At 75.6% G+C, this 9,800-nt stretch carries 10 protein-coding genes; 4 read left to right on the forward strand and 6 right to left on the reverse strand.

All coding sequences use genetic code 11. The features are described 5' to 3' along the window. Positions 1 to 1,936 (forward strand): glycosyl hydrolase family 28-related protein (locus tag CBZ_RS07015; RefSeq protein WP_130780866.1); only part of this gene is annotated, 1,936 nt, incomplete at its 5' end. 54 nt (positions 1,937 to 1,990) lie between these two features. Here CBZ_RS07015 and CBZ_RS07020 read toward each other — a convergent pair. Next, a complete protein-coding gene (locus CBZ_RS07020) occupies positions 1,991 to 2,881 on the reverse strand; it encodes a LysR family transcriptional regulator ArgP (RefSeq protein WP_130780867.1) in 891 nt (296 codons plus the stop codon). Positions 2,882 to 2,954: 73 nt separating this feature from the next. On the opposite strand from CBZ_RS07020, the gene CBZ_RS07025 reads away from it, so the two are divergent. Then, the gene (locus CBZ_RS07025) at positions 2,955 to 3,560 is read left to right on the forward strand and encodes a LysE/ArgO family amino acid transporter (protein WP_130780868.1); all 606 of its coding nucleotides are present in this window, start codon (positions 2,955 to 2,957) and stop codon (positions 3,558 to 3,560) included. Here CBZ_RS07025 and CBZ_RS07030 read toward each other — a convergent pair whose 3' ends face one another. Beyond that, complete coding sequence (locus CBZ_RS07030) at positions 3,561 to 3,971, reverse strand: hypothetical protein (RefSeq protein WP_130780869.1); 411 nt, start codon at positions 3,969 to 3,971, stop codon at positions 3,561 to 3,563. A 178-nt stretch (positions 3,972 to 4,149) separates the two neighbouring features. After that, the gene (locus tag CBZ_RS07035; RefSeq protein ID WP_130780870.1) at positions 4,150 to 5,832 is read right to left on the reverse strand and encodes an ABC-F family ATP-binding cassette domain-containing protein; all 1,683 of its coding nucleotides are present in this window, start codon (positions 5,830 to 5,832) and stop codon (positions 4,150 to 4,152) included. Positions 5,833 to 5,972: 140 nt separating this feature from the next. On the opposite strand from CBZ_RS07035, the gene CBZ_RS07040 reads away from it, so the two are divergent. Further along, positions 5,973 to 6,431 carry a DUF5709 domain-containing protein gene (locus CBZ_RS07040; protein ID WP_130780871.1) on the forward strand — a complete coding sequence of 153 codons (459 nt, stop codon included), beginning with the start codon at positions 5,973 to 5,975 and terminating at the stop codon, positions 6,429 to 6,431. Between the two features lie 107 nt (positions 6,432 to 6,538). Here the strand turns inward: CBZ_RS07040 and truA are convergent, their stop codons facing one another. Then, entirely contained in the window at positions 6,539 to 7,465 is a 927-nt protein-coding gene (gene truA / locus CBZ_RS07045) for a tRNA pseudouridine(38-40) synthase TruA (RefSeq protein WP_130780875.1), read from the reverse strand. Between the two features lie 87 nt (positions 7,466 to 7,552). On the opposite strand from truA, the gene CBZ_RS07050 reads away from it, so the two are divergent. Continuing rightward, positions 7,553 to 8,320 carry an ROK family protein gene (locus CBZ_RS07050; protein WP_130780872.1) on the forward strand — a complete coding sequence of 256 codons (768 nt, stop codon included), beginning with the start codon at positions 7,553 to 7,555 and terminating at the stop codon, positions 8,318 to 8,320. A 114-nt stretch (positions 8,321 to 8,434) separates the two neighbouring features. Here CBZ_RS07050 and CBZ_RS07055 read toward each other — a convergent pair whose 3' ends face one another. Both CBZ_RS07055 and rplQ read right to left on the reverse strand, forming a co-directional pair. Next, on the reverse strand, positions 8,435 to 9,187 hold the full coding sequence (locus CBZ_RS07055) for an alpha/beta fold hydrolase (protein WP_130780873.1): 753 nt from the start codon (positions 9,185 to 9,187) through the stop codon (positions 8,435 to 8,437). A gap of 53 nt (positions 9,188 to 9,240) precedes the next feature. Continuing rightward, positions 9,241 to 9,762, reverse strand: a complete 522-nt coding sequence (rplQ, locus tag CBZ_RS07060) for a 50S ribosomal protein L17 (RefSeq protein ID WP_130780874.1) — start codon at positions 9,760 to 9,762, stop codon at positions 9,241 to 9,243. Positions 9,763 to 9,800: the final 38 nt, after the last annotated feature.

The following is a 9,800-nucleotide window of genomic DNA, read 5'->3' on the forward strand; positions in this document are numbered from 1 at the left end:
CCCGCCCGCCCCGGCCCCACCCGTCACCCGCGCCGCGCTCGACCCCGCGCTCGTCGCCGGGCGCGGGGCCGACGTGCCGTTCCTCGAGCAGGAGGCCGAGCACGCCCGGACCGACGGCACGGTCATCGGCCCCGACCGCACGGCCTACACGCTGCCGTCGGAGGCGTCGGGGCGGTCGGCCGTCCGCCTGGCGCGCGGCCAGCACGTCGAGCTCACGCTCCCCCGCGCCGCGAACGCCCTCACCCTCCGCTACGCCATCCCCGACTCCCCCACGGGCGGCGGGATCACGTCGCCGCTGCGGGTCACCACAGGCCGCGACAGCCGCACGATCACCCTGACGTCGCAGTACGCGTGGCTCTACAACCAGTACCCCTTCAGCAACGACCCCGCCGCCGACCTGCTGCACCCCGACTGGTGGATCACGGAATGCGGCTGCGTCCCGGCCGCCACCACCCCGGCGCCCGTCGTCACGAAGCCCTTCCGGCCGTCGCACTTCTACGACGAGCGGCGTGTCCTCCTCGGCCGGACGTACCGCGCGGGCGAGACCGTCCGCCTCACCGTGCCGCCCGGCGCGACCGCCGAGTGGACCGTCGTCGACGTCGTGGGCTCCGAGCTGGTCGGGCCTCCGCACGTCCGGCTGCGGGCGGCCAACGCGCTGCTGTTCGGCGCCGACCCGACGGGCCGCCGCGACTCCGCCGACGCGCTCGACCGCGCCATCGCGTTCGCGCAGCGCCACGACCTGCCCGTGTACGTCCCGCCCGGCACGTACCAGGTGAACCGGCACGTCCTGGTCGACGACGTGACGATCGAGGGTGCCGGCTCCTGGTACACGGTGTTCCGCGGACGCGAGGTCGCGCTGCCGACGCCCGCGCCCGACGGCTCGGTGCACACCGGCGTCGGCTTCTACGGTCGCCCGGCCGCCGAAGGCGGCAGCCACGACGTGCACCTGTCGGGCTTCGCGATCCGCGGCGACGTCCGCGAGCGCGTCGACACCGACCAGGTCAACGGCATCGGCGGCGCGCTCAACGACTCGACCGTCCGCGGCCTGCACATCCAGCACACGAAGGTCGGCGTCTGGCTCGACGGGCCGCTGAGCGGCTTCGTGCTGGAGGACTCCATGATCGTCGACCAGGTCGCCGACGCGGTGAACCTCCACACCGGGGTCACCGGGTCGGTCGTGCGGAACACGTTCGTCCGCAACACCGGCGACGACGGCCTCGCGATGTGGTCCGAGGGCGTCGACGACGCGGGCAACGTCGTCGAGCGGAACACCGTGCAGTCCCCCGTGCTGGCCAACGGCATCGCGCTGTACGGCGGCCGGGACCTGACCGTGCGCGGCAACCTCGTCGCGGACCCGGTCCGGGAGGGCAGCGGCCTGCACGCGGGCGCACGGTTCGGGGCGACGCCGTTCGCCGGGACGATCGCGTTCACCGACAACACGACCGTGCGCGCGGGCACCTACGAGCAGAACTGGAACATCGGCCTCGGCGCGATCTGGCTGTACGCCCTCGACCGCTCGATCGCGGCCGACGTCCGGGTCACCGGGGACCACTACCTCGACAGCACCTACAACGCGGTCCTGCTCGTCTCGGAGTTCGGGGTCCGCGACGACGTGTCGATCACCGGCGTCACGTTCCGCGGCGTCCGCGTCGACGGCACGGGCACGTCGGTCGTCAGCGCCCGTACCGCGGGCGGCGCGTCGTTCGAGGACGTCGACGTGCGCGGCGTCGGAGCCGTGGGCGTCAACAGCTGCGGGGCGTTCCACTTCCCGCCCACCGGCTCGGAGTTCGTGCTGACCGACCTCGGCGGCAACGACGGGACGGACAACAACCCGTGGCGCCCGGGCACGAACTGGCTCGCGCCGTTCGTCCCGAACACGCTCACGTGCGACGACCGCCCGCCGGTCGTGCCGCCCCCGCCGCCGTCACCCTGGTGACCGTGGTCCACGGGTGCTGCGCCCTGCCACCGGCCGACGCCGGCCGTCGCGGGGTCAGCGGCGCAGCACCCGGGCGGCCACGAGGACCCGCTCGGTGAGGTCGTCCAGGGTCGGAGTCCGCAGCGCCCAGTGCTGCCAGTACAGCGGCACGTCGAGCACCTTCCCGGGCGCGACCTCGACGAGCGAGCCGTCCGCGAGCGCGGGCGCGGCGGCCTGCTCGGGCACCATCCCCCACCCGAGCCCCGCACGGAGCAGCGCGACGAACGCCCCCTGCTCGGGCGCGTAGTGCACCGGCAGGACGGGGACGCTGCCGGCGAGGCGACGGACGAAGCCGTGCTGGAGCGCGTCGGCGCGGTTGAACGCGACGGCCGGTGCCTGCGCGAACGCGGCGGCGTCCGTCGCCCGGCCGAACCACGCGTCGCGGAACGCGGGCGCCGCGAGCGCGCGGTACCGCATCGCGCCGAGCGCCCGGACGCGGCAGCCCTGCACGGCGCGGCGCTCGGCCGTGACCGCGGCGGTCACGGTCCCCTCCCGCAGGAGCTGCGCGGACAGGTCCTGGTCCTCGCGCCGCAGGTCGACGAGGACGTCGTCGGGCAGCCCGGCGAGCGCAGCCGGGAACCAGGTCGAGAGCGAGTCGGCGTTGACGGCGACCGCGATCCGCCGCCGTCCGCCGGGCTGCTCCCCGGCCACCGCGCCGAGCTCGGCGGTCGCGTCCCGCCCGAGCAGCTCGACCTGGCCGGCGAGCCGGACGAGCACCTCACCGGCGGCCGTCGGGCGGCACGGCCGGGTGCGCTGCACCACGACGGTGCCGACCTGCTGCTCGAGGGCCCGGATGCGCTGGCTGACCGCGGACGCGGTGACGTGCAGCGAGCGGGCCGCGGCCTCGAAGCTGCCCTCGTCGACGATCGCGGCCAGCGTCCGCAGGTGCTCGGCGTCCCAGGTCATGATGAGCGATGCTAAAGGGTCATGACGAACATGAGCTGGTCTTCAGGAGCGTGTCGCGCCTAGCGTCGACGACGTGCTCCCCGCCGCCCTCACCGGCTTCCTCACCGGCCTGTCGCTCATCGTCGCCATCGGCGCGCAGAACGCCTTCGTCCTGCGCCAGGGCCTGCGTCGCGAGCACGTGCTGCCCGTCGTCCTGCTCTGCGCCGGCGCCGACGCCCTGCTCATCGCCCTCGGCATCGCGGGCCTCGGCAGCCTGGTCACGGGTCGCCCCGCCGTCCTGCAGGTCGTCCGGTTCGCCGGCGCCGCGTTCCTGCTGGTCCTCGCCGTCGGGGCCGCGCGCCGCGCCCGGCATCCCGAGCACCTCGACCCCACGGCCGACGGCCCCGGGCGGCGTTCGGCCGTGCTCCTCACGTGCCTCGCGCTGACGTTCCTCAACCCGCACGTCTACCTGGACACGGTCGTGCTGCTCGGCGGGCTCGCCCACCAGCACCCCGCCGCGGGCGGCTGGGCGTTCGGCGCCGGAGCCGTCACCGCGAGCCTCACGTGGTTCACCGTGCTCGGCTTCGGTGCCGGACGCCTGCGTCCGCTCTTCGCCCGCCCACGGGCCTGGCAGGTGCTCGACGTCGTCGTCGCCGTCGTCATGACGACGCTCGCCGTCACGCTCCTCGTGGGCGGCTGACTACTCCGCGCCTGCCGGACGCTGCGGCACGGGGCGCGGCAGCAGCCCCTGCAGGTCCGAGACGTGGACGACGTTCGCGTGCCGTCCGCGGCGGGCTCGCGCCCGGTGGACGAGCTCCCCGAGCGCGTCCTGCAGCGCGGTCCGCTGCGCCTCGGACACCCGGTGCCGCTCGTCGGCGAGCAGGTGGTCGCTGAAGTCGCAGCGATCCAGCGACAGGTCGCCGAGCTGACGCATGAGGACGCCCGACGCGAGCGCGATGCGGTCGAGCGCCGCCGCGCAGCGCTCGAGCTCCTCCTGGTCGTTCGAGCTGTCGAGCTGGACGTTGGTGAGCCACTCGGCAAGGGTGCTCAGCGCCGACGCGTCGTCGATACGCGCGGAGCGGTGCACCCACGGGACGCTGGTGTTCGACATGCCCGTCATTCTGCGCCCGCGTCCCCCGCGTGGGCGGGTGAGAAACGTGGAATCGCAGGTCGCGCCGCGACGTCGTACTGCAACCGGGTGACACGAGTCGGTCCCGACCATGGACGGGCGTCCAGGGAAGCGCTCGCCCGCGGTGCGCGGTGCGTCGCGGGCCGCGGGCGAGCAGTCGTCAGCGGGCCCGCTCGACGCGGGCCGTGTCCCAGACCGGCTCGGGCGTCTCGACGACCGAGCCGTCCGCCGCGAACACGAGGAACCGGTCGAAGGTGCGCGTGAACCAGCGGTCGTGCGTGACCGCGAGCACCGTCCCCTCGAACGCCGCGAGCCCTGCCTCGAGCGCCTCCGCCGAGTGCAGGTCGAGGTTGTCCGTCGGCTCGTCCAGGAGCAGCAGCGTCGCGCCGCCCAGCTCCAGCAGCAGGATCTGCAGCCGCGCCTGCTGACCGCCCGACAACGTCTCGTACGTCTGCTCCGCCTGCTCGACGAGCTCGTACCGGTCGAGCGCCCGGCTCGCCTGCTCGCGCCCCAGCCCGGACCGGTGTGCGTCGCCGCGGTGCAGGATCTCCAGCAGCGTCCGGCCGACCAGCTCGGGGTGGGCGTGGCTCTGCGCGAACCAGCCGGGCCGCACGCGCGAGCCGAGGACCACGGACCCCGTGTGGCGGACCGGCGCGACAGCCGTCTCCCCCGCCGGCACGTGCTCCGGACCCGGGTCCGACCCGCCCGCCGCGAGCAGCCGCAGGAAGTGCGACTTGCCCGAGCCGTTCGACCCCAGCACCGCGACGCGCTCCCCGAACCACACCTCCAGGTCGAACGGGCGCATGAGGCCCGTGAGCTCCAGCCCGGTCGCGACCACCGCCCGCTTCGCCGTGCGCCCGCCCCGCAGCCGCACCCGCACCGACTGCTCGCGGACCCGCACCATCGGCGGCCCCGCCTCCTCGAACTTGCGCAGCCGGGTCTGCGCCGCCTGGTACCGCGACGCGAGGCCGTCGTTGAACGCCGCCTTCGTCTTCAGGGTGAGCACGAGCTCGCGCAGCTTCGCGTGCTCCTCCTCCCAGCGCCGCATGAGCTCCTCCAGGCGCGACCGCCGGTCCTCGCGCGCCTGGTGGTACGTCGCGAACCCGCCGCCGTGCACCCACGCCGACGCCCCCACGACCGTCGGCTCGAGCGTCGCGACGTGCGTCGCCACCCGGGCCAGCAGCTCGCGGTCGTGGCTCACCAGCAGCACCGACTTCGGCGACGCCAGGAGCCGGTCCTCGAGCCAGCGCTTCGTCGGGACGTCGAGCGCGTTGTCCGGCTCGTCGAGCAGCAGCACCTCGTCCGGGCCGCGCAGCAGCGCCTCCAGCACCAGGCGCTTCTGCTCGCCGCCCGACAGCGACCGGACCTCCCGGTGCTGCGCCCGCTCGAACGGGATCGACAGCACCGCGTCCGTCACGCGGTCCCAGCCCGCCTCGGCCTCGTACCCGCCGACGTCCGCCCAGTCGACGAGCGCCTGCGCGTACCGCATCTGCGCCGGCTCGTCGTCGACCTCCATGATCCCGAGCTCCGCCGCCGCGAGCTCGACCGCCGCGTCGCGCACCGCGGGCGTCGCGAGGGACGCCAGCAGGTCGCGGATCGAGCGGTCGTCGTCGATGCGCCCCACGTCCTGCCGCATGACCCCCAGGCCGCCGCTGCGGCCCACCGAGCCCGCGTGCGGCTGCTCGTCGCCCGCGACGATCCGCAGCAGGGTCGACTTGCCGACCCCGTTGGGCCCGACGAGCGCGACGCGCGCGCCCTCGCCCACGCGGAACGTCACGTCGTCGAGCAGGGGACGGCCGTCCGGCAGCACGTAGCCGACGCCGCCGATGTCGAGATGACCCATGCGACCAGTGTCGCCGCACAGGCCCTCCCCGCCGAACCTCATTCCGTCCTCCTGGCATGGCGCCACCCCGCAGGTCGCCGCACCGCCGACCGGGTCGTCCTCCCCTGGCGCGCCGTGCGACGCGGTGCGAGGGTCGGAGCATGAGCGACGAGACACCGGCGACCCGCACCGACCTGGCGCTGGGCAGCGAGGGCGACACCGACCAGCTGCCCGAGGAGGACACGCTCGTCGAGCGCGGCGTCAGCGACCTGCTCGACGAGGGGTACTCCCCGCCCGAGCGTGAGCGCCCGCGGTCCTCGCACTACGGCGAGACGCCGTGGGAGGAGCAGCACCGCGAGACGATCGACCAGCGGATCGCGCAGGAGGAGCCCGAGGTCTGGGAGGCGCGGCCCCGCGTGAGCGGCCACCGCGAGGAGCTCCGGGCCGGACGGCTCGTCGCGGACGGCGACGCCGTCGAGGCGGGCGCGACCGACACGTTCGCGGTCGACGCCGGCGTCTCGGGCGGCGCCGCGAGCGCCGAGGAGGCGGCGGTGCACCTCGTCGAGGAGGAGTTCGTGGACGACCGCCGCTACCACGACGACGACGAGGACACGTACTGACGGGCTCGGCCCCGCCCGGGCGCTGACCGGGGGTCCCGCTCCTGCCGCCCGCGCGGGTGGGCAGCCGGCGTCGTCGGCCGGGTGCCGGCTGCGCGCCGCCGGAGCGGTCAGCAGCAGCCGGTGACAGGGTGCGGGTCGACGTCGTGCGCCTCACGGCGTGCCCGCGTCCGCCCCGCACGCTCGGCCAGCTCGTCGTCGGGCGGGTACCCGACCTCCTCGAGCGTCAGGCCGTGCGCCGCCACGACGTGCGCCGCCGCGTCACGACGCCGGCCCGCCAGCAGCTCCGCCGGCCACCTCACGGGTCGTCGGCCCTCGCCGACCGCGACGCTCGCGCCGACCAGCGCCCGCACCATCGAGTGGCAGAACGCGTCCGCCTGCACGCGTGCCACGACGGTCCCCGCGTCCGCGCCCGCCGTCGGGCGCTCCCACGCGAACGCCTCGAGCGTGCGGATCGTCGTCGCCCCCTCGCGCGGCTTGCAGTACGCGGCGAAGTCGTGCCGACCGAGCAGCGTGCGCGCGGCCGCGTCCATCGCCTCGACGTCGAGCGGCCGCCGGTGCCACAGGACGTGCGCGCGGCTCAGCGGGTCGCGCGCCCCCGCGTCGTCGCAGATCCGGTACGCGTAGCGGCGGCGCAGCGCCGAGAACCGCGCGTCGAACCCCTCGGGCGCCCGCCCCACCCGGTGCACGACGACGTCGGCGGGCAGCACCCCGGCGAGCCGCTGGACCAGCGCGTCCGTCGGGGCCCGGTCCGAGCGGCCGCGCACCGCCTCCAGCACGTCCGGCCAGACGTCGACGTGCGCGACCTGCCCCCGCGCGTGCACGCCCGCGTCCGTCCGGCCCGCCACGGTGACGTGCGGCGCGGCCTCCCCGTGCGCGGCCGTCCGCAGCACGACCGCCAGGGCGTCCTCCAGCACCCCCTGCACCGTCCGCAGCCCGGGCTGCCGCGCCCACCCGGAGAACGCGGTGCCGTCGTACGCGAGGTCGAGCCGCAGGCGGACGACGCCGGCCGCCGCCTGCTCGGGGGGCTGCGGCACGTCGTCGCCGCGGAGGTCGTCGGTCACGGGCCACCACGCTAGCCGGGCGCGGCAGCCTCCCCGTCCACGCCCCGCTAGCGTGGGAGCGTGCCGAGCACGCCGTCCCGACCGTTCACGCTCGCCGTCGACTGCGGCGGCGGCGGCATCAAGGCGTCGGTCCTCGACGCCGCCGGCACCCTGCACGCGCCCGCCGTCCGGGTCCCGACCCCGTACCCCCTCCCCCCGGGCCGGCTGGTCGACACCATCGCCGGCATCGCGGCCGACCTGCCCCCCGCCGACCGCGCGACCGTCGGGATGCCCGGGATGATCCGCCACGGCGTCGTCGTCGCGACCCCGCACTACGTCACCCGCTCCGGCCCGCGCACCGCCGTCGACCCGGCGCTCGTCACCGCGTGGGCGGGGTGCGACATCCGCGCGGCGCTGCAGTCGCGGCTCGCGATGCCGACGCTCGTGCTCAACGACGCCGAGGTGCACGGCGCCGGCGTGGTGTCCGGCACCGGCGTCGAGCTGGTCCTCACGCTCGGCACGGGCCTCGGGTCCGCGCTGTTCGACGGCGGGACCCTCGCGCCGCACCTCGAGCTGTCGCACGCGCCCGTGCGCTGGGGCACGACGTACGACGCCTACGTCGGGCAGGTCGAGCGCGCGCGGCTCGGCGACGGCCTGTGGTCGCGTCGCGTCCGGAGGGTCGTCGACGGCCTGCGGCCGGTGTTCCACTGGGACCGCCTGTACCTGGGCGGCGGCAACCCCCGGCAGGTCACCCCGCAGGTCCTCGAGCGGCTCGGCGACGACGTCGTGGTGGTGCCCAACCAGGCGGGCATCGTCGGCGGGGTCCGCGCCTGGTCGCTGCAGGCCTGACGCACCACCGCGTGCGCGGCCCGGGCCCACGTCCGGCCGTGCGAGGGCCTGCGCGTCTCGTGGTTCGGCGCCCGGCACGTGCCCGCTGCGGCGGACCCGCGACGTCGCGTCGGGTCACCGCCCGCCGGCGACCACCCTCGCCGTGCCCTGCGCCCGCGACCGTGCCTCGACCGCGTCCAGCGCCTCCAGCACCACGCGCGTGAACCGCTCGGGTGCCACGAGGCTCACCAGGTGGGTCGCTCCCGGCACCACGACGAGCCGTCCGTCGCGGCAGGCCGCCAGGAACGCCCGCTCGTCCCCGCGGAAGTGGTCGTACCGCCCGTTGACCAGCCAGACGGGCGCCTCGACACGCGCGAGGTCGTCGAGCGGCGTCGCGGTCGACATCTCCCGCAGCACGCTGTCGGTGACCAGCAGCGCGTACCCGCCCGCAGCCACGTCGACCGCACCCTGCGCGGGCAGCGCGCGCCTCACCAGGAACGCGTTGAGGCCCGCCCCGTGGTCCGGCAGCCGCACGATGCCGCGTGCGGCGAGCGCCCAGCCGCCGACCAGCAGGCGGTACGGCCGGCTGGAGCACGCCGCAGCGACGAGCCCGGCGACCTGCTCGGGGTGCCGGGCGGCGTGCATGATCCCCACGTACCCGCCGAGCGACAGCCCGACGACCAGCGCGCGACCGCCCACCTCGTCGACCGCGTCCCGCACCGTCGCCACCGCGCCGTCCAGCGTGAAGGACTCGGCGGCCCGTGCCCCGTGACCGGGCAGGTCCACGGCCAGGGCCGGGTGCTCGGCGCGCGTGAGCGCCTCGACCTGTGCGCGCCACATCGTCCGGGACGTGCGCAGGCCGTGCACGAGGACGACCGGCAGGGCCATGCCCCGACAGTACGGCGGCGGTGCCGGGAGATGCACGACGGGTGCTGCGAGGGTCAGGCCTTCTCGGCGTCGCCCTCGGTCGCGTCCGTGGTGGTCTCCTCGGCCGGAGCCTCGGTCGCCTCCGCGGCGGGGGCCTCGTCGGCCTTCTTCTCGGCCTTGGGGGCAGCCTTCGCGGTGGCCTTCGTGGCCTCCTTGACGACGGCCTGCTTCGGCGACAGCGGCTCCAGCACGAGCTCGATCACGGCCATGGGCGCGTTGTCGCCCTTGCGCGGACCGATCTTCGTGATGCGCGTGTAGCCGCCCTGACGCTCGGCGACGGCCGGAGCGATCTCCGTGAAGAGGGTGTGCACGACACCCTTGTCCTTGACGACGGTCAGGACACGGCGGCGGGCGTGCAGGTCACCGCGCTTGGCGAACGTGATGAGGCGCTCGGCGAGCGGACGCAGGCGCTTGGCCTTCGTCTCGGTCGTCGTGATCCGCTTGTGCTCGAACAGCTGCGTCGCGAGGTTCGCGAGGATCAGACGCTCGTGCGCCGGTCCGCCACCGAGCCGGGGACCCTTGGTGGGCGTGGGCATGGTCTCTACTCCTTGAGTTCCAGTGATCGGCGACGCGC

It is taken from the genome of Cellulomonas biazotea, assembly GCF_004306155.1.
In the GTDB taxonomy this organism is placed as follows: domain Bacteria; phylum Actinomycetota; class Actinomycetes; order Actinomycetales; family Cellulomonadaceae; genus Cellulomonas; species Cellulomonas biazotea.